The 22,634-nt window shown below is 68.0% G+C and carries 19 protein-coding genes, 2 tRNA genes and 1 riboswitch; of the genes, 4 read left to right on the plus strand and 17 right to left on the minus strand.

What is annotated here, in order from left to right; translation table 11 throughout:
* Positions 1-141: 141 nt before the first annotated feature.
* The 3 genes from SK571_RS03400 to leuC form a co-directional block, all read right to left on the minus strand.
* Positions 142-813: an HU family DNA-binding protein gene (locus tag SK571_RS03400; protein WP_319982510.1), complete on the minus strand. Its 672-nt coding sequence runs from the start codon at positions 811-813 to the stop codon at positions 142-144.
* A 186-nt stretch (positions 814-999) separates the two neighbouring features.
* Positions 1,000-1,602, minus strand: coding sequence for a 3-isopropylmalate dehydratase small subunit (leuD, locus tag SK571_RS03405; RefSeq protein WP_266042235.1), 603 nt, complete (start codon positions 1,600-1,602; stop codon positions 1,000-1,002).
* A 2-nt stretch (positions 1,603-1,604) separates the two neighbouring features.
* A complete protein-coding gene (leuC, locus tag SK571_RS03410; RefSeq protein WP_319982511.1) occupies positions 1,605-3,011 on the minus strand; it encodes a 3-isopropylmalate dehydratase large subunit in 1,407 nt (468 codons plus the stop codon).
* A 73-nt stretch (positions 3,012-3,084) separates the two neighbouring features.
* Between leuC and SK571_RS03415 the strand changes: the two genes are divergently transcribed.
* Positions 3,085-3,786 carry an IclR family transcriptional regulator gene (locus SK571_RS03415; protein WP_176929766.1) on the plus strand — a complete coding sequence of 234 codons (702 nt, stop codon included), beginning with the start codon at positions 3,085-3,087 and terminating at the stop codon, positions 3,784-3,786.
* A gap of 516 nt (positions 3,787-4,302) precedes the next feature.
* Here the strand turns inward: SK571_RS03415 and SK571_RS03420 are convergent.
* From SK571_RS03420 to SK571_RS03430, 3 genes are all read right to left on the minus strand, one after another.
* Positions 4,303-4,375 (minus strand) — tRNA-Glu (locus SK571_RS03420).
* A 149-nt stretch (positions 4,376-4,524) separates the two neighbouring features.
* Positions 4,525-4,596 (minus strand) — tRNA-Gln (locus SK571_RS03425).
* 150 nt (positions 4,597-4,746) lie between these two features.
* Positions 4,747-5,484 carry an HAD family hydrolase gene (locus tag SK571_RS03430; protein WP_319982512.1) on the minus strand — a complete coding sequence of 246 codons (738 nt, stop codon included), beginning with the start codon at positions 5,482-5,484 and terminating at the stop codon, positions 4,747-4,749.
* 378 nt (positions 5,485-5,862) lie between these two features.
* On the opposite strand from SK571_RS03430, the gene SK571_RS03435 reads away from it, so the two are divergent.
* A complete protein-coding gene (locus SK571_RS03435; RefSeq protein ID WP_319982513.1) occupies positions 5,863-7,119 on the plus strand; it encodes an FAD-dependent oxidoreductase in 1,257 nt (418 codons plus the stop codon).
* Here SK571_RS03435 and SK571_RS03440 read toward each other — a convergent pair.
* From SK571_RS03440 to SK571_RS03465, 6 genes are all read right to left on the minus strand, one after another.
* The gene (locus SK571_RS03440; RefSeq protein WP_319982514.1) at positions 7,109-7,768 is read right to left on the minus strand and encodes a response regulator transcription factor; all 660 of its coding nucleotides are present in this window, start codon (positions 7,766-7,768) and stop codon (positions 7,109-7,111) included. The genes SK571_RS03435 and SK571_RS03440 overlap by 11 nt on opposite strands.
* A 67-nt stretch (positions 7,769-7,835) precedes the next feature.
* Positions 7,836-8,594 (minus strand): fumarylacetoacetate hydrolase family protein, encoded by a 759-nt coding sequence (locus tag SK571_RS03445; RefSeq protein ID WP_319982515.1) that lies wholly within the window; start codon positions 8,592-8,594, stop codon positions 7,836-7,838.
* A gap of 17 nt (positions 8,595-8,611) precedes the next feature.
* Positions 8,612-10,195: a citramalate synthase gene (gene cimA / locus SK571_RS03450; protein WP_319982516.1), complete on the minus strand. Its 1,584-nt coding sequence runs from the start codon at positions 10,193-10,195 to the stop codon at positions 8,612-8,614.
* A gap of 496 nt (positions 10,196-10,691) precedes the next feature.
* Positions 10,692-11,669, minus strand: a complete 978-nt coding sequence (locus tag SK571_RS03455) for an ABC transporter substrate-binding protein (RefSeq protein WP_319982517.1) — start codon at positions 11,667-11,669, stop codon at positions 10,692-10,694.
* A complete protein-coding gene (locus SK571_RS03460; protein ID WP_319982518.1) occupies positions 11,666-12,406 on the minus strand; it encodes an ABC transporter ATP-binding protein in 741 nt (246 codons plus the stop codon). The genes SK571_RS03455 and SK571_RS03460 overlap by 4 nt, the downstream gene beginning before the upstream one ends.
* Positions 12,406-13,428 carry a FecCD family ABC transporter permease gene (locus tag SK571_RS03465; protein ID WP_319982519.1) on the minus strand — a complete coding sequence of 341 codons (1,023 nt, stop codon included), beginning with the start codon at positions 13,426-13,428 and terminating at the stop codon, positions 12,406-12,408. Before SK571_RS03465 ends, SK571_RS03460 begins: the two co-directional genes overlap by 1 nt.
* 34 nt (positions 13,429-13,462) lie before the next feature.
* Positions 13,463-13,591, minus strand: a riboswitch (cobalamin riboswitch).
* Positions 13,592-13,686: 95 nt separating this feature from the next.
* On the opposite strand from SK571_RS03465, the gene SK571_RS03470 reads away from it, so the two are divergent.
* A complete protein-coding gene (locus tag SK571_RS03470) occupies positions 13,687-14,106 on the plus strand; it encodes a YciI family protein (RefSeq protein WP_319982520.1) in 420 nt (139 codons plus the stop codon).
* 68 nt (positions 14,107-14,174) lie between these two features.
* Here the strand turns inward: SK571_RS03470 and SK571_RS03475 are convergent, their stop codons facing one another.
* The 3 genes from SK571_RS03475 to serA all read right to left on the minus strand — a co-directional run bounded on the left by SK571_RS03475 (position 14,175) and on the right by serA (position 20,593).
* Positions 14,175-15,212 carry a 3-isopropylmalate dehydrogenase gene (locus tag SK571_RS03475; RefSeq protein ID WP_266042245.1) on the minus strand — a complete coding sequence of 346 codons (1,038 nt, stop codon included), beginning with the start codon at positions 15,210-15,212 and terminating at the stop codon, positions 14,175-14,177.
* 280 nt (positions 15,213-15,492) lie between these two features.
* Positions 15,493-18,762 (minus strand): S8 family serine peptidase, encoded by a 3,270-nt coding sequence (locus SK571_RS03480; RefSeq protein WP_406601934.1) that lies wholly within the window; start codon positions 18,760-18,762, stop codon positions 15,493-15,495.
* A gap of 241 nt (positions 18,763-19,003) precedes the next feature.
* Positions 19,004-20,593 carry a phosphoglycerate dehydrogenase gene (gene serA, locus SK571_RS03485; protein ID WP_319982522.1) on the minus strand — a complete coding sequence of 530 codons (1,590 nt, stop codon included), beginning with the start codon at positions 20,591-20,593 and terminating at the stop codon, positions 19,004-19,006.
* A 263-nt stretch (positions 20,594-20,856) separates the two neighbouring features.
* On the opposite strand from serA, the gene SK571_RS03490 reads away from it, so the two are divergent.
* Positions 20,857-21,201, plus strand: a complete 345-nt coding sequence (locus SK571_RS03490) for a hypothetical protein (protein ID WP_319982523.1) — start codon at positions 20,857-20,859, stop codon at positions 21,199-21,201.
* Positions 21,202-21,204: 3 nt separating this feature from the next.
* Here the strand turns inward: SK571_RS03490 and SK571_RS03495 are convergent, their stop codons facing one another.
* On the minus strand, positions 21,205-21,468 hold the full coding sequence (locus SK571_RS03495; RefSeq protein WP_090051086.1) for a DUF397 domain-containing protein: 264 nt from the start codon (positions 21,466-21,468) through the stop codon (positions 21,205-21,207).
* Between the two features lie 90 nt (positions 21,469-21,558).
* A complete protein-coding gene (gene ilvC, locus SK571_RS03500) occupies positions 21,559-22,572 on the minus strand; it encodes a ketol-acid reductoisomerase (protein WP_319982524.1) in 1,014 nt (337 codons plus the stop codon).
* Positions 22,573-22,634 lie beyond the last annotated feature (62 nt).

The following is a 22,634-nucleotide window of genomic DNA, read 5'->3' on the forward strand; positions in this document are numbered from 1 at the left end:
GCGGGCGGATGGCCAGCTTCCCGGCGAACTCGCCGCCGTCTGCGGAGCAGCGGCCAAAAAACACGAAGGGCCCGGTGTGCGCACACCGGGCCCTTCCGCGTGTATCACCGAAGTGACGCAGCCTCCCGGAGGAGGCCCGTCTCACTTCTTCTTGGCAGCCGTCTTGCGAGCAGCCGGCTTCGCAGCCGCGGTCTTCGCGGCGGGCTTGGCAGCGGCGGTCGTCTTGGCAGCAGCCGGCTTGGCAGCGGCCGTGGCGCGCTTGGCCGGAGCCTTGGCAGCGGCCGTCTTGGTGGCGGCGGCCTTCGTGGCGGTCGCCTTCGCGGGCGCCTTGGCGGCAGCAGCGGGCTTCGCCGCAGCCGTGGTGGTGCGACGGGTCGCGGGCGCCTTGGTGGCGGCCGCGGCCGTGCGGGTACGCGTCGTGGTCGTCGCGCGGGTCGTCGCGGCCTTGGTCGCCGGAGCCTTGGCAGCCGCGGGCTTCGCGGCAGCAGCGGCGGCGGGCTTCGCGGCGGCCTTGGCAGCAACGGCCTTCGGCAGCTTCTTCGCACCGCTGATGACGTCCTTGAACGTCGAACCGGGGCGGAACGCGGGCACGTTGGTCTTCTTGACCTTCACGGTCTCGCCCGTGCGCGGGTTGCGCGCGGTGCGAGCCGCACGGGCGCGCTTCTCGAAGACGCCGAAGCCCGTGATGTTGACCTTCTCGCCCTTGTTGACGCTGCGGACGATCACGTCCACGAGGCCGTCAACAGCAGCACCGGCGGTCTTCTTGTCTCCAAGGCGCTCGGCGAGCGCCTCGATGAGCTGGGCCTTATTCACCGTCAGTCCCTCCCAGGACGCTCACGGCCCTAAGAGACGGGCCGACTAGAACGCAACGGTAGGCCCAAAACGCGAGAAATACCAATCGCCACGCCAGATTTTTCGTTGTGGCGTGGCTAATTGCGCCCCTTCGAGGGACAGGAGGTGCCGGATTCACCCCTGGAGAAGGGGGAATCCGGCCCCCTCTCAGACCGCCGGAAGCGGATCCGTTGTGGGCAGCCAAGTCTGGCGATTGCCCTCGAATGCGCTGATCTCGGGCTCGTGGCGCAGCGTCAAAGCGATGTCGTCGAGGCCTTCGAGAAGGCGCCAGCGGGTGTAGTCGTCGATCTCGAAGGGGGCTACCAAGTCCTTGGCGCGAACGGTCTTGTCGGTGAGGTCCACCGTGACCGGCGTGCCGGGTTCGGACTCCAGCAACTTCCACAGCAGCTCGACATCGGACTGGCTGCACTGCGCCGCCACGAGACCCTGCTTGCCGGAGTTGCCCCGGAAGATGTCCGCGAACCGGGAGGAGACGACGACGCGGAAGCCGTAGTCCATCAACGCCCAGACGGCGTGTTCCCGAGAGGACCCGGTGCCGAAGTCGGGGCCCGCGACGAGGACGCTGCCCGCCTTGAAGGGCTCCTGGTTGAGGATGAAGTTCTCGTCACCGCGCCAGGCGGCGAAGAGCCCGTCCTCGAACCCGGTGCGGGTCACGCGCTTGAGGTAGACGGCCGGGATGATCTGGTCGGTGTCCACGTTGGACCTGCGCAGCGGCACACCGACGCCCGTGTGGGTGGTGAAGGCATCCATGGTCAGTTCTCCAGGTCTGCGGGGGCCGACAGGGTGCCGCGCACGGCCGTGGCGGCGGCGACGAGCGGTGAGACGAGGTGCGTCCGGCCGCCCTTGCCCTGCCTGCCCTCGAAGTTGCGGTTGGAGGTCGAGGCGCTGCGCTCGCCGGGCGCGAGCTGATCCGGGTTCATGCCAAGGCACATCGAGCAGCCGGCCTGCCGCCACTCGGCGCCCGCGTCGAGGAACACCTTGTCCAGGCCCTCGTCCTCCGCCTGCTTGCGCACCCGCATCGAACCGGGGACGACCAGCATCCGTACTCCTGAAGCGACGTGCTTCCCCTTGATGACGTCCGCCGCGGCGCGCAGGTCCTCGATGCGCCCGTTGGTGCAGGAGCCGAGGAACACCGTGTCCACGCGGATGTCGCGCAGCGGCGTGCCGGGCTCGAGGCCCATGTACGTCAGCGCCTTCTCGGCGGCCACGCGCTCGTTCTCGTCCGCGATCTTCTCGGGGTCGGGGATGTTCGCGCTCAGAGGCAGGCCCTGGCCGGGGTTCGTGCCCCACGTGACGAACGGGGTGAGGTCCGCCGCGTCGAGGTGCACCTCCGCGTCGAAAGTCGCGTCGTCGTCGGTGCGCAGCGTCTTCCAGTACTCGACGGCCGCGTCCCAGTCCGCGCCGGACGGCGCGTGCGGACGCCCCTTGATGTAGTCGAAAGTCGTGTCGTCCGGTGCGATCATGCCGGCGCGGGCGCCCGCCTCGATCGACATGTTGCAGACCGTCATGCGCGCTTCCATCGACAGCGCCTCGATGGCGTCACCGCGGTACTCGAGCACATAGCCCTGTCCGCCACCGGTTCCGATCTTCGCGATGACGGCGAGGATGATGTCCTTCGCCGTGACGCCCTCGCCGAGCGCGCCGTTGACGTTGATGGCCATCGTCTTGAACGGACGCAGCGGCAACGTCTGCGTCGCCATCACGTGCTCCACCTCGGACGTGCCGATGCCGAACGCGAGCGCACCGAACGCACCGTGGGTGCTCGTGTGACTGTCGCCGCACACCACCGTCATGCCCGGCTGCGTGAGACCGAGCTGCGGCCCGACCACGTGGACGATGCCCTGCTCGAAGTCCCCCATCGGGTGCAGCCGCACCCCGAACTCCGCGCAGTTGCGCCGGAGCGTCTCAACCTGCGTGCGCGACACGAGATCCGCGATCGGCTTGTCGATGTCGACGGTCGGAACGTTGTGATCCTCGGTGGCGATCGTGAGATCGGCCCTGCGCAGCTTGCGGTTGGCAAGGCGAAGCCCGTCGAACGCCTGGGGGCTGGTGACTTCGTGCAGCAGGTGGAGGTCGATGTAAAGCAGGTCCGGCTCCGCGCCACTTCCGTGGCGCACAACGTGTGCCTCCCACACCTTCTCCGCGAGCGTGCGGCTCATCGCGACATCTCCCACATCATGGACGCGCCGACAGATCTGGACTTCTCACTGTCTGGGAAGTTAGTATCGGCTTGTGGGACAGCATAGCGGGATCGGCGTGCTGGACAAGGCAGTGGCCGTGTTGAACGCCGTAGCAAAAGATCCTTGTGGCCTGGCCGAGTTGTGCAACCGCACCGGCCTCCCGCGAGCGACCGCACACCGCCTGGCCGTGGGCCTCGAGGTGCACCGGTTGCTGCGCCGAGGCTCCGACGGCCGCTGGCGCCCAGGCGCGGCTCTGGCCGAACTGGCAGGCGGCGCAACGGACCCGTTGCTGGACGCCGCTTCCTCAGTACTGCCACGCCTGCGCGACATCACAGGCGAAAGCGTGCAGCTCTACCGCCGCGACGGCATGCAACGGGTCTGCGTCTCCTCGGCAGAGCCTCCATCGGGCTTGCGAGACACAGTCCCGATCGGCGCCAGGCTCCCGATGACAGCGGGCTCAGGCGCCAAGGTCCTGGCGGCGTGGTCGGACCCGGGCACCCAACGCGCCGTCCTGGCCGACGCCGTCTACGGCGAACGCACCCTCCTGGAAGTCCGCCGCCGAGGCTGGGCCCAAAGCGTGGCAGAACGAGAACCAGGCGTGGCCTCGGTCTCAGCGCCAGTACGAGACTCCGCAGGCGCCGTAGTGGCAGCAGTCTCAGTCTCAGGCCCCATCGACCGCATGGGCCGCCGCCCAGGAGCCCGCTGGGCAGCAGACCTACTGGCAGCAGCCGAAGCCCTCCAAAGCCGCCTCTAAAGCACCAACGCACACCCCCGGCCGCTCTCCCCAGGGAGGGCGGCCGCTGCTTTCCCCGCCCCGACACGCCGCCCATCCCAAACGACACGCGGAACAAGCCGTCTCAACAGGCACAGCCCCAGACGGCCCAACGCACACGAAGAGCGCAACCCGACAGGAAGGAAGACCGGAGAGCCAGCAGGCAGACGCGAATGCGGCAGCCTGCTGGCTAGATGGCTATGTCGCAAGCGACGCGAGATTGCTTGGCATCAGCGGGATAAGAGCCCGCATGCCAGCGAAGAATGCACACCCAGCTAATCAGGTGATCGCCATCACGCACCCACCCCCCCGATGCGAAGCGAGGCCCCCACCCATTCGCGAGCGAAGCGAAGCGCTAACCGAAAGGTCATGGCAACACTCACGCCGGGGGTCCGGGGGCGGAGCCCGCCGGCTGGGGGTCTGGGGGCTCGGCCCCCGGAGGACACATGCGAAAGAGGCCTGTCTGCGCACTCCGCAGACAGGCCTCTGACACCTCTGTAGCCCCGAAGGGATTCGAACCCTCGCTACCGCCTTGAGAGGGCGGCGTCCTAGGCCGCTAGACGACGGGGCCCTAGAACTTCTTGCTGGTTTGAACCTTATCAGATCATTCTGTCCGGTCCAAATCCGGCTATTCAGTTCTTCTTACTGCTGGGTCTTGCTTTGGGTCTTACATTTTCAGCAGCTCCAGAAGCTTACCCGAGGGCAGTTCTTCCTTCGCAGCTGGGGTACCAGGACTCGAACCTAGACTAACTGAACCAGAATCAGTCGTGCTGCCAATTACACCATACCCCATTGGCTTTGACGATCGACTTCGTTGTCCCGCGGGAGTTCCGAGGTCCTCGTTGCTGCCGAGAGAAATACTAGACCACGCCCCCGGCAGAAGTGAAATCGGCCCCCACCTGAACGCATCCGCGCAGGTGAGGGCCGGTCTCGAAGGTGAACTCAGGCGCTGGCGGCGGAGAGCTCGCACACGAGGAGCTCCGGCAGTTCCGCGAGGGTCGTGATGGACGACAGGCCCGCGGGCAGTGTGCCGCCGGTCGGGCCGATGCGGTTGATCCAGACGCCGTGCATTCCGGCGTCCCGTGCGCCGATGGCGTCGGCGTGCAGGCGGTCTCCCACGTGGACGGTGTCGCCGGGCGGGACGCCCAGGGCCAGGCACGCGGTGTGGAAGATCACGCGGTCCGGCTTGGCACAGCCCACCTCGCCCGCGATCAGGACGGCGTCGAAGTACTCGGCGAGACCGAGCTGGGCGATCTTCACGCGCTGGTGGCGGCCCGAGGCGTTGCTGATCGCGGCGATCGGGAGGCCTGTCGCGCGGAGCCAGTCGAGCATCGGGATCGCGTCCGGGAACAGGCACCAGCCGGCGGAGAGGACCTCCTGGCGGCCGAGTTCGCGGCGGGTCGCTTCCTCCAGTGTCAGCTCCTCGCCGAGTGCGGCGAAGAAGGCCTGCGTGCGGATGTTGCGCATCTGCTCGTACTGGAGTTCACCGGCGAGCTGGCGGGAGACGTGGTCGTCGGTGATCCTCTGCCACAACGACCAGGCGTCGGCGTTACCGACCATCGAGGCCAACGCGGCTCGCGAAGAAGCGCTGTAGTCGACAAGTGTGTCGTCGACGTCCAGGCACACAGCGCGGATCTCGCCGGTTCTCTTACGCGTGAAAGTCGGGGACGCAGTTGTCACTCCGGAAGGTTAGGTGCGAGGGGGCCTCGTCCGATTCGGCTAACGAGGTGATTCCTCTAGGTCCTTGCACGATCAAGCGGACCTTGAGGCCCCGAACGAACTAGTCACACTCCTCCGAGCGCCGAAAGCAATCGCCCGGTCGAGTGTTGTTCGGCGACATGACGATCCCCAGCCGAGCCGGCCGTCCGGCGAGCGCGACACCATAGCTCCCGCAACGACATTCCGCACCAGTCGCAACCTTTTCGAGGCCTGACCCACCAGACAGTCCACAGTGGACTTGCCTGGACGAGAGCCGCGCCACCCGGAACCGGCTTGACGCGCACCGCGATCGCGAGCATGCTGAGTTTATTCAACGCTGGTTGAAAAGAGGGGATCGACATGGAGAGGACAACCTGCCTCGTCGTCGGCGGCGGGCCTGCCGGAATGGTGCTGGGACTGCTCCTGGCCCGCGGTGGCGTCGAGGTCACGGTGCTCGAGAAGCACGGCGACTTCCTGCGCGACTTCCGCGGCGACACGGTGCACGCGTCGACGCTCACGCTGCTGGACGAGCTGGGGCTCGGTCCCGCGTTCGAGCAGGTGCCGCACCAGGACGTCGACAAGATGGAGGCGCTGCTCGACGGCGGCGTCAAGGCCACGATCGCCGACCTGTCCCGGCTGCCCGGCCCGAACAAGCGCATCGCGATGGTGCCGCAGTGGGACTTCCTGGACCTGCTGGCGGACGCGGGCAGGCTCGAACCGACGTTCACGCTGCGGATGAACACCGAGGTCACCGCGATCACCAAGAGCGGCAACAAGGTCACGGGCGTGAAGTACCGGGATCGCGTCGACGGGCACGAGGGCGAGTACGCCGCCGACCTCGTGGTCGCGGCCGATGGACGGAGCTCGATCCTGCGCGCGGCCGTGGAGCTCCCGGTCTACAGCTTCGGCGCGCCGATGGACGTGTGGTGGTTCCGTTTGCCCCGCAACGAAAGCGACTCCGTCAAGGGTGGCGCCGGGAGGTTCAGCGCCGGCAGCGGCCTCGTCCTCATTCCACGCGGCGAGTACTTCCAGTGCGCTTTCCTGATCCGCAAGGGAACGGACCAGGCGGTGCGCGCCGAGGGCGTCGAGAAGTTCCGCGAACGCGTCGTCACGCTGGTCCCGTGGCTCGCGGACCGGGTGGACCACATCACCGGCGTCGACGAGGTCAAGCTGCTGGACGTGAAGCTGGACCGGTTGCGCCAGTGGCACGTCGACGGACTGCTGTGCATCGGTGACGCTGCGCACGCGATGTCGCCGGTCGGCGGCGTGGGCATCAACCTGGCCGTGCAGGACGCGGTGGCGGCGGCGACCCTGCTCGCCAAGCCGTTGCGGGAGGGCCGGGTCACGAGCGCGACGCTCGCGAAGGTGCGCGGGCGCAGGCTCTTCCCGACCGTGGTGATCCAGACCATGCAGCGGGTGATCCACCGGGTGTTCCTCGGCCGCAAGCTCAACAGCACCGCGACGGTCTCCCGCACGGGCATGCCGTTGCCGCTCAAGATCGTGCAGAAGCTGCCGTTCCTCCAGGTGGTCCCGGCCTACGTGGTCGCGATCGGCCCACGTCCCGAGCACGCGCCCGACTTCGCGAGGAGGGATCCGCAGACCATCGTCAGGTCGTGACGAACGCCTCGGAGCTCTCGCCGAGCACCATCGCCACGGCGTGGGCGCGGTCACGGGCGCCCAGCTTGCGCAGGATCGCCTTCACGTGGGTCTTCACGGTGTCGTTGCTGATGAAGAGCCGCTGGGCGATGCGGGCGTTGTCCATGCCCTTCGCCATCTCGGCCAGCACGTCGAACTCCCGCGCCGACAGCCGGCCGAGCGACGCGGGGGGCGGCATCCGCGCCGGTAGGCGCGCGAGCGATCCCACCCGCGCGTCGATCGTGGCGGGAGCGCCCCGCACCGCGGCCGCGATCAGCGGCAACAGCTCGGCCACGGGCGAGGTCTTCAGCAGGTAGGCCACCGCGCCGGCGTCGAGCGCCGCGCGGGCCCAGCTCGGACTGTCCGCATTGGACAGAACGACGACGCGGGCGCTCGGCCGGTACTGCGCGGTGTCCCGCACGGTGCGCAGCGGTCCGGCGCCCGGTACGTCGAAGTCCGTGACGACCAGGTCCACCAGCGTGCCGCGCAGGCTGCGCGCAGCCTCGGCCACGGTGTGGGCGATGCCCACAACGCGGAAGCAGTGCGTGCGATGCAGCGAGAGCCGCAGCCCTTCGGTGATGAGCTGCGATCCGTCGACCAGCAACACTCGGGTGGACGCCTGGTCCGTCATGACACCGGGAAGTTACTCGCGGGTACCGCGATGCGTAACCTGCCGGACGCCGGATTGCTCCGTACGGCTACCTATTTGCGACCGGATTGGTGAGCGTGCCAAGGCCGTCCACAGTCACGGAGACCGTCTGTCCGGCCCTGATCGGCCCGACGCCGGCCGGGGTGCCGGTCAGGATCAGGTCGCCCGGCAGCAGCGTCATGATGCCGGAGACGTACTCCACGAGTGACGGAATGTCGTGCACCATCAACGAAGTACGTCCGTCTTGTTTGACTTCCCCGTCAACTTCGGTGACGACGCGGACGTCGGAGGGGTCGAACTCGGTCTCGATGAACGGACCCAACGGGCAGAACGTGTCAAAACCCTTGGCACGCGTGAACTGCACGTCCTTCTTCTGCAGGTCGCGAGCCGTGACGTCGTTGGCGATCGTGTAGCCCATGATCACACCGGCGGCCTTGGCCTTCGGCACGTCGCGGCACGGCTGGCCGATGATGACCGCCAGCTCGCCCTCGAAGTCGACGCGCTCGGACACGGCCGGCAACTTGATCTCGACGTTCGGGCCGACCACCGAGGTGTTGGGCTTGAAGAACAGCAACGGCTCCGCGGGAACCTCGTTGCCGAGTTCCTTCGCGTGGTCGGCGTAGTTCCGGCCCACACCAATGATCTTGGTGGGCAGGATGGGGGCGAGCAGCCTCACGTCCGCCAACGGCCACTTCCGGCCGGTGAACGTGGGCGTGCCGAAGGGGTGTTCGGCGATTTCCGCGGCCTCGTCGCCTTGGACGGCGACGAAGGCCACGCCTGCGGGATGAGCAATTCGGGCGATGCGCACAGCCCCAGTTTACGAGGTCAGCCTGACCTCATGGACTTGTGCACCAGCGCGTCGCACAGCGCCAGCCAGGAGGCCTCGACGATGTTCCCGTGCACACCCACTGTCGTCCACTCGCGCTCGCCGTCCGTGGACTCCACCAGCACGCGTGTCACGGCGTCCGTACCGGGATGCTCGGTGAGGATGCGCACCTTGTAGTCGGCCAGTTCCACTGTGTCCAACCAGGACAGGTGCGGCAACAACGCCTTGCGCAGCGCCGCGTCCAGGGCGTGCACGGGCCCGATGCCCTCGGCGGTCGCGATGACCCGCTCCCCCGCCACGTGCACCTTGACCGTGGCTTCGGACACGATCTCGCCGTCCGACCGGTGATCGAGCACGACCCGGTAGGACTCCAGCGTGAACGGAGGAGTGTCCAGTTCGGACAGCTCGGAGCGCAGCAGGAGCTCCATGGAGGCGTCGGCGGCCTCGAACGACCAGCCCTTCGCCTCCAGTTCCTTGACGCGCTTCAACGCGCTGCCGACCTCGGTCCCCCGGCCGGCCAGGTCGAGCCCGAACTCACGTCCCTTGAGTTCGATGCTCGCCCGACCGGCCATCTCGGTGACCAGCACCCGCATGTCGTTGCCGACGGTGTCCGGATCGATGTGGTTGTACAGCTCCGGATCCACCTTGATCGCGCTCGCGTGCAGACCCGCCTTGTGAGCGAATGCTGACGACCCGACATAGGCCTGGTGGGTGTCGGGTGCGATGTTCGCGATCTCGGCCAACGCATGGGAGACACGGGTGAGCTCGGCCAGTGCCCCGATCGGGAGCACCTCCATGCCGAGCTTGGTCACGAGGTTTCCCACGACGGCGAACAGGTCCGCATTGCCTGCTCGCTCGCCATAACCATTGGCGGTGCACTGAACGTGCGTCGCGCCCGCCTGAACGGCCGCGAGGGTGTTCGCCACCGCGCAGGACGTGTCGTCCTGGCAGTGGATTCCTACTCGGAAACCGGTCTTCGCGACGACCTCCGCGACCGTCTCCGCAAGCCCCAGCGGCAACTGCCCGCCGTTCGTGTCGCACAGCACGACGACGTCCGCGCCACCCTCCACAGCGGACTCCAGCACGCGCAGACTCGTGTCCGGCGAGAACGCGTAGCCGTCGAAGAAGTGCTCGGCGTCGAGAAAAACGCGCCTTCCGTGGTCCTTCAGGAACCGGACGGTGTCGCGCACCATCTTCAGGTTCTCTCCGGAGTCCGTGCGCAGCGCCCGTTCAATGTGCCGCAGGTCCGACTTGGCCACCAGCGTCACCACCGGCGCCTGGGAATCGAGGAGTGCCTTGACCTGCGGGTCTTCCTCGACCTTGACCCCGGCCTTGCGCGTCGCCCCGAACGCGACCAGCTTGGCGTGCTTCAACTCCAGATCACCGGCCGCCGCACGAGCGAAGAACTCCGTGTCCTTGGGCATGGCGCCGGGCCAGCCGCCCTCGATGAACCCGACGCCGAGCCCGTCCAGCAGCCGCGCGACCGCGAGCTTGTCCGTGACGGAGTACGAAATGCCCTCACGTTGTGCGCCATCGCGCAGCGTCGTGTCGTAGACGTGGAATGCGTCGGTCGGGCCGGCCATCGGGGTCATCTCCTCATCCGGGCAAACAAAAAGACCCCCCGCGGATGCGAGAGGTCTGCGCGTCGGGTGCCAGGGGCGGCAACTACCCGACGCGCTCGTCGATAATGATGGCGGTGTGCTGAGCCATGTCCCGGATGCTGCCACAGCTCGGCACGGCGTACCAAGCGACGGGAGGAAATCTCCCACTATCTGGTCACGGGTTCACCCCTGTGACGCCACCTTCGCAAGGTGACGGCACGCACGGCAGGCGGCCCCTTCGGCTGGAACCGGTGCCCGCCACCGCAAGTCAACCCGCGCGGTGCCAACCGCCGCCCCCCAACTCAAGGCAAGCACGTACGAGTCCTGGCGTGGCGATGCGGAGCGAGCCGTTCGAACCTAGGGCGCTGGGTAGCGGTGCACCCCCGCACTTCGTCACGACCTGACGGACCACTCTCGCAACGCGACAGCTGGAACGCGACCACTCTCCAGCAACTCGACCACCAGCCCGGCCCGCGACTCAGACCCCGGCCAGGAACTTCGCGAACGCCTCGATCGAAGCCGCGTTGCGCGGAGACTCGACCAACGCCGCGTACGGCAGCGAGAAGAACCGCTTCCCCTTGACCGCGGGCGAGTTGGACAAAGGCGCGAACCCCTCCAGAAACGCCTGCTTCTGCTCCGGGGTGTTCGCCTGCCCGTCCGCGTAGTCCACGATGAGCACGACCTCGGGATTGCGCTGGACCACGGTCTCCCAGTTGACCGTGGTCCAGCTGTCGTTCAGGTCGCCGAAGATGTTGTCGCCACCGGCCTTCGAGATGATGTCCTGCGGCGCCGCGTTCTTGCCGGACGTGAACGGCTGGTCCTGCCCGCTGTCGTAGAGGAACACCTTCGGCCGCGGCTTCCCGGCCATCAGCCGGCCCGCGTTCGCGATCTGCTCCTGATAGGTCTTCACGAGCTCCTCGGCCTTGGCCTCGACCCGGAAGATCTTCCCGAGGTTGCGCAGGTCCGTGTACAACGCGTCCAACGCGGGCATGATCCCCCGCTGCTGCCCGACACCGTTGCGGCAGGCCTCGGTCAGCTGGTACGTCCCGATCCCCAGCGCCTTCAACGCGTCCGGGGTGAAGCCGGTGCTCTCGCTGAACCCGTAGTTCCAGCCGGCGAAGACCAGGTCCGCGTTCGCGCCCTGCACGACCTCCTTGGAGACCTTGTCGGACAGGTGCTTCACGCTCTCGAAGTCGGCCTTCCAGGGCGAGGTGCGCACGTCGACGGTGTCGGTACCGGACACGACGTAGCCCGCCATCCGGTCCTTCAGGCCCAGCGCGAACATCAGCTCGGTGATGCCGGTGTCGTTCGTGACCACTTTGGACGGGATCTTGTCGAACGTGACCTGCTCGCCGCAGTTCGTGATCGTCACGGGGTCGGACGCGGAGGTGTCCTGGGCCACCGTGGCACCGCAGCCGGAGACCAGCAGCAGGACGGCGCAGACGACGGTTCTCAAGGGGTGACCTCCTGGTCGAACAGGAGCTGGGGAACTCCCGATGTGGGGTGGGTGACGACGTGCGCGGTGACGTGGAAGACCTTGGCGATCAGTTCGGGGACCAGCACTTCGGCCGGTGTGCCGGACGCGACCACGCGGCCCTCGTCGAGGACGTACAGGCGGTCGCAGTAGGAGGCGGCGAGGTTCAGGTCGTGCAGGACCGTCAGCACGGTGACGCCCAGCCCGCGCGCGAGCCCCAGGACGTCGAGCTGGTGGCGGATGTCGAGGTGGTTCGTCGGCTCGTCCAGCACGAGGACGCGCGGTTCCTGGGCCAGCGCGCGGGCGATGAGCACGCGCTGGCGTTCGCCGCCGGAGAGGCTGAGGAAGCTCCGCGAGGCGAGATGCGAGACGTCCACCGTCGCCAGCGCTTCGGAAACGACCCGTGCGTCACGGGCGGGATCGCGGTCGTGCGGCAGGCGGCCCATCTCCACGACCTCGGCGACCGTGAAGTCGAACTCGACCTGCGACTCCTGCGTGAGCGCGGCCAGGTCGCGGGCGACGCCGTGTCGCTTGTGGACGTTCTCGCCGTCGAGCAGGACGGTGCCCGCGTCCGGCTTCAACGCCCGGTACACGCAGCGCAACGTCGTGGACTTGCCACTGCCGTTGGGGCCGACGATGCCGACGACCTCACCGGAGGCCTGCAGCGTGATGCCGGAGACGATGTCCCGGACGGTGACGCCGGTGAGCTCGACCCGCATCAGCGGCCTCCGAAGACGTAGGACCTGCGGCGCATCAGGAAGATGAAGCACGGCACGCCGAGTGCGGCGGTGATGACGCCGAGCGGCAGTTCCTCGGGCGCCGCGAGCATCCGCGCGGCCACGTCGACCCAGACCAGGAACGAGGCTCCGGCCAGCGGTGCGAGGGCGAGCACCTTGCGGTGGTCGGCGCCCACGACCATGCGCGTCAGGTGCGGCAGCATCAGCCCGACGAACCCGACGGCCCCGCTGACCGCCACCAGCACTCCGGTCATAGCGGCGGTGACGATGAACAGGTGCGTGCGGAACCGGTTCACCGCCACGCCGAGCGTGGTCGCGGTCTCGTCGCCCATCGCCATCGCGTTGAGCTGCCGCGCCTTGGTCGCCAGGTAGACGATGCCGGCCGCGGTCACCACGGCGGCGACGGGCAGCGACTGCCAGTTCGCCCCGCCGAGGCTGCCGAGCAGCCAGAACATCGCGGCCCGCGCCGCCTCACCGCGCGGTGCCTGGAACACCAGCAGCATCGCCACGGCGGAGAACCCGTACGCCAGCGCCGTTCCAGTCAGCACCAGCCGCAACGGTGTGAGCCCTCGGCTCGTGCGTGCGGTGATGTAGACCAGTGCGGTGGCGCCGAGGCCGGTCAGGAACGCCCCCACCGACAGCGCGTAGACGCCGAGACCGGACAGGACGCCGAGGGTCGCCACGGCCGTCGCGCCCACGCTCGCGCCCGACGAGATGCCGAGCACGTAAGGGTCGGCGAGCGCGTTGCGGACCATCGCCTGGATCGCCACGCCGACCGTGCTCAGACCCGCGCCCACGACCGCGGCCAGCAGGACGCGGGGAAGCCGGATGTTCCAGACGATGTGGTACTGCCCGGCGAGGTCGGCGGGGATCGTGCCGCCGGTCAGCGCCGCCCACAGGAGGTCGATCGTGAGGTCGAACGGAACGGAGACGGGGCCGAGCGCGACGCCCGCGACGAGGCTGACGGCGAGCACGCCGACGAGCGCGCTGATCTTGGAGATCACTTGGTCCTTCCCGCAGTCCACGGCGGAATCGGAAACACAGGCCGGCCGTGTGCGGGTATTCGGGCTCGTCCTCACGAGGAGGCCTACCGTTGCGGGTCAGCGCCGGACTTCGACCGGACTTCCCCCACGCACGACTGAGGCGACCCTACCTGCGGAAACAGGAAGTTCGGAAATTTTGCGGGTGTGATGTCGATCCAGTGCGGGGCCCGTTCGACCTGTGGACGTCAGCGAGGAAGACACCGAGCGAGGAGCCACACCGTGAAGTACATGCTGATCATGCGCGCCACCGACGAGGCCTACGCGAACATGGGCGAGTTCGACTTCGACAAGATGCTGGAGACGGTCGGCGCGTTCAACGAGGAGCTGATCCGCGCCGGTGTCCTGCTGGCCGCGGAAGGCCTCTCCGAGGCGTCCGAGGGCGTCGTCGTCGACTACTCCGCCGAACCCCCGGTCGTCACGGACGGCCCGTACGGCGAGACCAAGGAGCTGTTCAACGGCTTCTACCTGCTCAACGTCTCCTCGAAGGAGGAGGCGGTCGAGTGGGCCAAGCGCATGCCGATGACGGGTGCCGGGTTCAAGACCGAGATCCGCCGGGTGCCGTCCATCGACGAGTTCCCGCAGGACAACGAGTGGATCCAGAAGGAACGCGCGTGGCGTGAGGCCAACGGCCAGCTCTGAGCAGCGCGCGGAACGCCGAAGCCCCGGCCGGAGGATTCCGGCCGGGGCTTCAAAACGTCTGGCAGAACTCAGCCCGTGCGCACGTTCGACGACACGAGAGCCGCGAGCCTGTCACCGATCGCGTAGGTCTGACCCGGCGACTGGTGATCACGCGTGGCCAGATCGAACGCCACGGAGGCCTCGATCCGGCGCGCCGACTCGTGCTCGCCGAGGTGATCGAGCAGCAACGCGACCGACAGCACGGCGGCCGTCGGGTCGGCGATGCCCTGGCCCGCGATGTCCGGCGCCGAACCGTGCACCGGCTCGAACATCGACGGGTTGCGACGGGTCACGTCCATGTTCCCCGACGCGGCCAGGCCGATGCCACCCGTGACGGCGGCGGCGAGGTCGGTCAGGATGTCGCCGAACAGGTTGTCGGTGACGATCACGTCGTAACGGCCCGGGTCGGTGACCATGTGAATGGTCGCCGCGTCCACGTGCTGGTAGGCCACGGTGACGTCCGGGTGCTGCAGCGAGACCTCCTCCACGACGCGCGACCACAACGAGCCGGCGTGCGTGAGGACGTTCGTCTTGTGCACCAAGGTCAGGTGCCGGCGCTGCCGGTTCGAGGCACGCGCGAAGGCGTCCCTGACCACGCGCTCGACGCCGAACGAGGTGTTCAGCGAGACCTCGGTGGCGATCTCGTGCGGCGTGTCCTTGCGGAGCAGGCCGCCGTTGCCCGCGTACGGGCCCTCGGTGCCCTCGCGCACCACCACCATGTCGATCTCCGGCGGGTCCGCGAGCGGGCTGCGGACACCGGGGTAGAGACGAGCCGGGCGGAGGTTCACGTGGTGGTCGAGTTCGAAGCGCAGCCTCAGAAGCAGGCCCCGCTCCAGAATTCCGCTCGGCACCGACGGGTCGCCCACCGCGCCGAGCAGGATCGCGTCGTGCTGGCGAAGCTCTCCCAGCACCGACTCGGGCAACAACTCTCCCGTGGCGTGCCAGCGCGCCGCGCCGAGGTCGTAGCGAGTGATCTCGGCCGCCGGAACGACCTCACCGAGGACCTTCAGGGCCTCAGCGATGACCTCGGGCCCGATCCCGTCTCCTGGGATCACTGCGAGCCGCATCCACACACCTCCCAGGTGTCAGTCCCCAATTGGTGGGACTACTTTCCTTCGCGAAAGGCTACCGGCATCGCGGGTGCTCGCCGCATGCCGGACACCCCATCGGGGTGTTATCTCCCGTACTGCGGGACACCCACACGGCCCATATCCCACTTTCGAGTGTCACTCGACCGCAGGAACGGGGTCGCGTCAAGGGGTGACGGCAGGCAGTTCCAGGCCGTGACGTGCCGGGAGGCCCGGTTCCCAACGGAACCGGGCCTCCCGTGAAACATCCGATCTGGCGCTAGTAGGCGCCGCGTCCACCCGACTTCACCAGGACGACCGACGCGCGGTCACCGTTGGCGTTGTGGTGGTTGAGCACCAGCAGGCCGTCGGACTTGTCGGCCTTCAGCGAGGCCTCGTCCTTGTTGACGACGAGCGCGGTGCCCGGCTTCGCGAGGTACGAGAGCGCCGCGTCGCCGCCACCCTGCACCCACAGGCCCGGCTTGAGCGGGTCGTAGGACAGGTTGCGGTCGATCACGTCGATCAGCTTGTTCGCGTTGCCCGGCGCCGGGTAGTAGCCGCCGGTGCCCACGACGTACGAGATGCGGGCCGTGTCCTTCGACGCGTCGATGCCCAGCGCGCTCAGCAGCACCGGCAGGACGACGACGTTGGTGTCCTGGACGTTCGCGTCGACGTCGCCGAACAGGCCGTTCACGCCCTGGATGTCGACGGTCTCGCCCGTCTTCAGGTCCACGGTGGACGCGACCAGCAGGTCGGTGTCGGTCAGGCGGGTCGCGAACACCTCGAAGTCCGCCGTGCCGTCACCGTTGGTGTCGATGTCGACGAACGGAATGGTGTTCTTGCCCAGGTTGTACCAGTTGCCCCAGGTCGCGACACCGAACGCGAGCAGCGCCTCCTCGGGCTTGCCCTGCGCCTTGGCCAGCGGGGCCGTGGAGGCAGCGCCGACGTAGCGGAGGTCGCCGCCCTTGGCGGTGTCGTTGAGCGCGCAGTTCTCGGTGACGTTGCGCTTGCAGTCGCGCAGCTTCGGCGACTGGGCCTGCAGCTCGAGGACGCTGATCAGCGAGCGGTAGGCCTGCGAACCGGTGCCCTGGTCGATGCCCTTGCCGGACACGTTCAGCACGGCCTGCTTGTCGTTGCCGCGGAACTTGAGGCTGGACGCGGTCTTGATGTCCGCGACCGGCTTCGGCGCCGAGTAGACCGACAGGCGCAGCGGCACCGTGGCACCGGAGGTCGGCGTGAAGGTCACGCGACCGGAGGCGTCCGCGAGGAACTGGCGCGGCACGTCGAGCTGGTTGGGCTCGACCGTCGGGTCGACCGTCTTGCGCAGCGCCTTCGGGTCGTCGATCTTCAGGGTGACCCTGACCTTCGCGATGCCGCGCGGGCTCAGCTTCACCTTGTCCTGCGAGAGCACGTAGCTCACGCCGGGGATCGTCGTGGCCGCGGTGTAGCCGACCTGGTACTCCACGGGCTTCGTGGACTTGTTGACCAGCTTGATGGTCTTGGACTTCGAGACCGGCTTGGAGACCTCGACGACGCCGAAGTTCGCGCTGACGTAACCGTTGTCCTCCTCGACGTAGGCGAGGACCTGGTTGTCGATCGCGGACTTGCCGTCCACGCGGCCGGTGCCGACCCGGTTGGGGGCGAAGGTCTTGCCGTTCTCCTTCACGTCCGCACCGGCGGTGTTCATGATCGAGGCCTTGACCTCCTCGAGCGTCCAGTCCGGGTGCGCCTGGCGGACCAGGGCGGCGATACCCGCGACGTGCGGCGACGCCATCGACGTGCCGGAGATGACCATGCGGTCGTCACCGGAACCGACGGCGGCCGACGAGATCGTGTCACCGGGGGCCGCGACGTCCGGCTTGATGGACTGACCGCGGGTGCCACGGCTGGTGAACGCGCTCGGAGTGTCCGAAATGGACTGGTCGTACGTCGCCACCGTGGTGCGCAGGACGCCTGCCAGGCGAACGGTCAGCGTGCCCGCGTCCAACAGTGGGCGCACCTGGTTGGTGGTGTCACCCGTGAACTGGAAGACCGGGATGGTCGCGTTGCCCGCGATGCCCGCGTTGAAGTTGTTCAAGGTGGACGAAAGCACCACACCCGCGGCACCGGCGGCCTGCGCGTTGTTGGTGCGGCCACCGGAACCACAACGGCGCGTCGCGTCGTTGTCGTCCCACTCGAGCCACACGAACTTGCCCGCGAGGGCCTCGGTGATCGGCTGGCAGCCGTCGAGGTTGCCGGCCTGGGTCAGCTTCACGACCGGCAGGGTCTTGTCGTAGCCCAGGTAGCCGGTGAAGTTCTGGCTGTACTGGCCGGGCTTCGCCTGGCCGTTCGCCTCGGCGCCATCCCGCAGCACGAACGAGTCGCGCGTGGAGGCGACGGTCAGCGCCTCGGGCGTGTTGCCCGGCGAGCCGCCGATGTCGTAGAGGTCGCCGCCGTTGCCCGCGGAGAACACCGGCATGACGCCGGCCTTGTACAGCTTCTTCACGAAGAGGCTGTCGGGGTCGTCCGGGGCGCCGTAGTCGGAGCCGAGCGACAGGTTGACCACGTCGAGGTGGTCGGAGAAGTCGCCGTCGCCGTCGGGGTCGAGCGACCAGTCGAGCGCCTGCGAGGTGACGTTGGTCGAGCCCTCGCAGCCGAAGACCTTGAGCGCGAAGATCTGGGCCTTCGGCGCGGTGCCGGGGCCGATCTTCATCTCGTTGAGCTTCGCCGCGTCGAGCTTCGTGTAGTCACCCTTGAACGTGCTGCCGTCGGCGTTCTCGCCGAAGCCGGCCGTGGTGCCCGCGACGTGCGAGCCGTGACCGTTGCAGTCGATGGGGTTCGGGTCCGGCTTCGGCGTGTTGATCGCCGGGTCGGCGCTCTCCCCGTCGTAGTCCTCACCGACGAAGTCGTAACCGCCGACGACCTTCGCGGTCGGGAAGTTCGGGTCCTTCGCGCGCGGGTCGACGGCCTTGAACGCCTCGACCGTGCCGGGACCGCCGAAGTTCGCGTGCGTGTAGTCCACGCCGGTGTCGATGATGCCGACGCGGATGTCGTCGCCGAGCTTGCCGTACTGCTGCCAGACGTTGAGCGTCCTGGTGAGCTGGACGGCGTTCGAGTTCTGGCGCTTCTTCGGCACGACCGGGTAGACCGCGAGGACGTCCGCGCGCTGCGCGAGTTCGCGGACCTTCTGCGCGTCGGCCTTCACGACGACGCCGGGGACGCCGTTGGAGGTGCGGTAGAGCTCCTTGGTCTGCGTGTCAGCGCTCTTGAGCTGGCCGACGACCTGGTCCGCGGTGGCGGACACGTCGCTCTTGGCCTGCTTCGCGGCCTGCTTCGCGACCTCCTTGCCCTGGCTCTTCTTCTCGTCGAACGCGTCGACGGCCGGCTTGCGGTCCAGCGCGACGAACGCGGTGACCGAGCCCGCGGCGTTCAGCCTGGGGGAAACCTTGAGGTGCAACGCTTTCGCGTCCAACCCGTGCGCACCCTTCACCGGCTGCGCGAGCGGTTCGCTCTGCGCCTGTGCCGTGGCAGGTGCGATCAGCAGTGTGGTGATGGCAGAGAACACCACCAGACTCGATCGTCTCTTCACAACGTTGCCCCAACCGAGGTGTGTGCCTTCGACCCGAAGTAACAGTGCCGTGCCCTCTACGGCACCGGGTCAACCTCGTGGGGACGCTAATCGCTGATCGTGTCTCTGCGACTGCCCCGAAAGTATGAATGTGGTCTACGGATAGTTGCCTGTTACGACTTCGTTGTGAACGAAGATGGACACGGGAAGGGGACTTTGCCGTCCCCTTCCCGGTTTGTCGTGACTATCCGAAGTCGACAGAGCGAACGGTGCGCGCGCCGACGGCGGCACCGATCGGGTCGAGCACCTGGGTGTCGACCGGGCGGTCGACGCGCAGCACCATGACGGCGTCGCTGCCGGTCTGGCTGATCTGCGCGGCCTCGATGTTCACGCCGGCCTCGCCGAGCAGCGTGCCGACCGTGCCCATGACGCCCGGACGATCCGGGTACTCCAGCAGCAGTACGGTGCCTTCGGCCCTCAGGTCGAAGTTGCGGCCGTTGATGTTCACCAGCTTCTCGACCTGCGCGATGCCGCTGACCGTGCCGGAGACGCTGAAGGTGCTGCCGTCCGCGTGCACGGACTTCACCGTGACGAGGCTGCGGTGGTTCGGGCTCTCGGTCTCCTTGACGAGCTCGACGCTCACACCCAGGTCGGCCGCGAGGCTCGGCGCGTTCACGAACGTCACCTGCGACTCGACGACCTTGGAGAACACCCCGCGCAGCGCGGCGAGCGGCAGGATGTCGACGTCCTCATTGGACAGTTCGCCGCGGACCTCGACGGTGACGCTGGTCGGGGCCTTGGGCGACAGTGCACTGAGGACGGTGCCCAGCTTCTGGACCAGCGGCAGGTACGGGCGGACCTCCTCGCCGACCGCACCGCCCTGGACGTTGACGGCGTCCGGCACGAACTCGCCGGCGAGCGCGAGGATGGTGCTCTTCGCGACGTCGGTGCCCGCCCGGTCCTGCGCCTCGGCCGTGGACGCGCCGAGGTGCGGGGTGACGACGATGCCCGGCACGTTGAACAGCGGGCTCTCGGTCGTGGGCTCGGTGGAGAAGACGTCGATGCCGGCGCCGCCGACCTGGCCTTCCTTCACGGCCTCCGCGAGGGCCTCCTCGTCGATGAGGCCACCGCGGGCCGCGTTGACGATGATGACGCCGCGCTTGGCCTTCGCCAGCTGCTCCGCGCCGATGAGACCCTTGGTCTCCGGCGTCTTGGGCAGGTGGATGGAGATCGCGTCGGCGCGCTCGAGCAGCTCTTCGAGGCTGACGAGCTCGATTCCGAGCTGGGCGGCGCGGGCCGCGGACACGTACGGGTCGTAGGCGATGAGCTCGACACCGAACGCGGCGATGCGCTGCGCGAACAGCTGGCCGATCTTGCCGAGGCCGACCACGCCGACCGTCTTGCCGTTGAGCTCGACGCCGTTGAACTTGGAGCGCTTCCACTCGTGGTTCTGCAGCGTCTCGTGCGCGGCCGGGATCTGGCGCGCGACGGAGAGCAGCAGCGCGACGGCGTGCTCGGCGGCACTGACGATGTTGGACGTCGGCGCGTTGACGACCATCACGCCGTTCTGCGTGGCGGCCGGCACCTCGACGTTGTCCAGGCCGACACCCGCGCGGGCCACGACCTTCAGCTTGCGCGTGGCCGCGAAGACCTCGGCGTTCACCTGGGTGGCGGAGCGGACGAGCAGGGCGTCCGCGTCGGCGACCGCGCTGAGGAGGGCTTCTCGGTCGGTGCCGTCTACGTGGCGCACTTCGACGCCGTCGCCGAGAGCGTCCAGGACGGACGGCGCGAGCTTCTCGGCGATGAGGACAACAGGTCGGCTCGTGTTGCTCACGGACATCGCTCCCAGGAAGGGTCGGATCGTGGGGCGCGGGCGTGGTCGGGGGCGGCTGGCCCGCGCCGACCGGAGCACCGCAATGTGTCCGGACTGTTAACGAGCATAGACAGGGGGACTCGCGAAGCTTTCGAGCGGGTGGCTCAGGTCACTGGTTGCGTCCTGCGGTATGGGACGAATCCCGCCTGTACACCGGTTCATCTGGCTTCGTGCCGCCCACGTGCTGGGAAATGGCCGGGCTCCGGGGTAGCACTCTTGTTAGCTTGCCCCGATGGGGGTGTCTGACGGACCTGCACGGTGGCTTCCGCGACGACGAGCAGCTCTCGCGTGCGCGGGACGTGGTCGTGGACCGGCTGGCTGATGACCGCGAGCAGGAAGAATGCCGGTATCTGATCAGGTTCGCATGGCAGCTGCGCATGTCGTACCGCGAGGTCTGCGTGGAGGAACTGCGGGCTCACGTCGGAGCGGAGAAGCTCGCCGCCGTCGAAGCTCTGATCGAGGCCGTCAGGACCTCCCACGACCGGATCGACGCCTGGATCGAGGCGGCGGAGCAGGAGTTCCCCGTCATCGAGGACCGCGGCCACGGGATCTGGTCGGCCCAGCCTTAGGCCTCACCACGGCTCGTCGAACTCGCCGTCCTTCGCACCCAGCACGAACGCGTCCCACTCGGCCATCGTGAAGGTCAGGACGGGTTCGAGCTGCTTGGAGTTGCGCATGGCGACGTACGTGGCGCCGTCGGTGTGCTCGATGAAGGCGATCTCGACGTGGCCGTCTTCCGGTTCCGGCTCCGGCGGGCGCTTCCACTGCGCGTTGCGGAGGTCCAGCTTGCCGCGCACGTGGGCCTTGTCGTCGTAGATCGGCGCGCTCTCGGTCATGCGAAAGACGCTAGCGGATGGACGCGAACGAAAAGCGGAAAGGCCCGCGGAGCGTCACACACGCTCCACGGGCCTCCCTTGGGAAAAGCCTCAGGCGGTCTCGGTGATCGGCCGGTCCACCCACGACATCATGTCGCGGAGCTTCTTGCCGGTTGCCTCGATCGGGTGGTTCTCACCCTCCTGCTGCAGCTTCTTGTAGTTCGCGCGGCCGTTGTCGTCCTCGGCCACCCACTCGTTCGCGAAGGTGCCGTCCTGGATCTCGCCCAGGATCTTCTTCATCTCCTCCTTGACCGCGGGGGTGATGACGCGCGGGCCGCGGGTCAGGTCACCGAACTCGGCGGTGTCGGAGATCGAGTAGCGCATGCGGGCGATGCCGCCCTCGTACATGAGGTCGACGATCAGCTTGAGCTCGTGCAGGCACTCGAAGTACGCGACCTCGGGGGCGTAGCCCGCCTCGGTGAGGACCTCGAAGCCCGCCTGGACGAGAGCCGAGGCGCCACCGCACAGGACGGCCTGCTCGCCGAAGAGGTCGGTCTCGGTCTCTTCCTTGAACGTCGTCTTGATGACGCCGGCGCGCGTGCCGCCGATGCCCTTCGCGTACGACAGGGCGAGGGCCTGCGCGTTGCCCGATGCGTCCTGCTCGACCGCGATGAGCGCCGGGACGCCCTTGCCGTCGACGAACTGGCGGCGCACGAGGTGGCCCGGGCCCTTCGGCGCGACCATGGCGACGTCCACGCCGGACGGGACCGTGATGAGGCCGTAGCGGATGTTGAAGCCGTGGCCGAAGAAGATCGCGTCACCCTCGTTGAGGTTCGCGGCGATCTCGTTCGCGTAGATGTGGCGCTGCGCGGTGTCCGGCGCCAGGATCATGATCACGTCGGCCCACGCGGAGACCTCAGCCGGCGTGCCGACCTCCAGGCCCTCTTCCTCGGCCTTGGCGCGGGACTTGGAGCCCTCCTGCAGGCCGATGCGGACCTCGACGCCCGAGTCGCGCAGGGACAGCGCGTGGGCGTGGCCCTGGCTGCCGTAGCCGATCACGGCCACCTTGCGGCCCTGGATGATGCTCAGGTCGGCATCGTCGTCGTAGAAGATCTCAACGCTCACTGTATTTCCTTCTGTGTTTGATTGCCGCTGCTCCGCAGACGGCGGCGAGGTCGTCGGGAAGC

This window comes from Lentzea kristufekii (assembly GCF_033949925.1).
GTDB lineage: Bacteria > Actinomycetota > Actinomycetes > Mycobacteriales > Pseudonocardiaceae > Lentzea > Lentzea kristufekii.

What these genes read in the sequence shown, in the direction of transcription:
- leuD (WP_266042235.1), bottom strand. Translation starts at nt 1,602, where the DNA reads ATGGATGCCTTCACCACCCACACGGGCGTCGGTGTGCCGCTGCGCAGG.
- leuC (WP_319982511.1), bottom strand. Translation starts at nt 3,011, where the DNA reads ATGAGCCGCACGCTCGCGGAGAAGGTGTGGGAGGCACACGTTGTGCGC.
- SK571_RS03435 (WP_319982513.1), top strand. Translation starts at nt 5,863, where the DNA reads ATGGAGAGGACAACCTGCCTCGTCGTCGGCGGCGGGCCTGCCGGAATG.
- SK571_RS03440 (WP_319982514.1), bottom strand. Translation starts at nt 7,768, where the DNA reads ATGACGGACCAGGCGTCCACCCGAGTGTTGCTGGTCGACGGATCGCAG.
- cimA (WP_319982516.1), bottom strand. Translation starts at nt 10,195, where the DNA reads ATGGCCGGCCCGACCGACGCATTCCACGTCTACGACACGACGCTGCGC.
- SK571_RS03460 (WP_319982518.1), bottom strand. Translation starts at nt 12,406, where the DNA reads ATGCGGGTCGAGCTCACCGGCGTCACCGTCCGGGACATCGTCTCCGGC.
- SK571_RS03475 (WP_266042245.1), bottom strand. Translation starts at nt 15,212, where the DNA reads ATGCGGCTCGCAGTGATCCCAGGAGACGGGATCGGGCCCGAGGTCATC.
- SK571_RS03495 (WP_090051086.1), bottom strand. Translation starts at nt 21,468, where the DNA reads ATGACCGAGAGCGCGCCGATCTACGACGACAAGGCCCACGTGCGCGGC.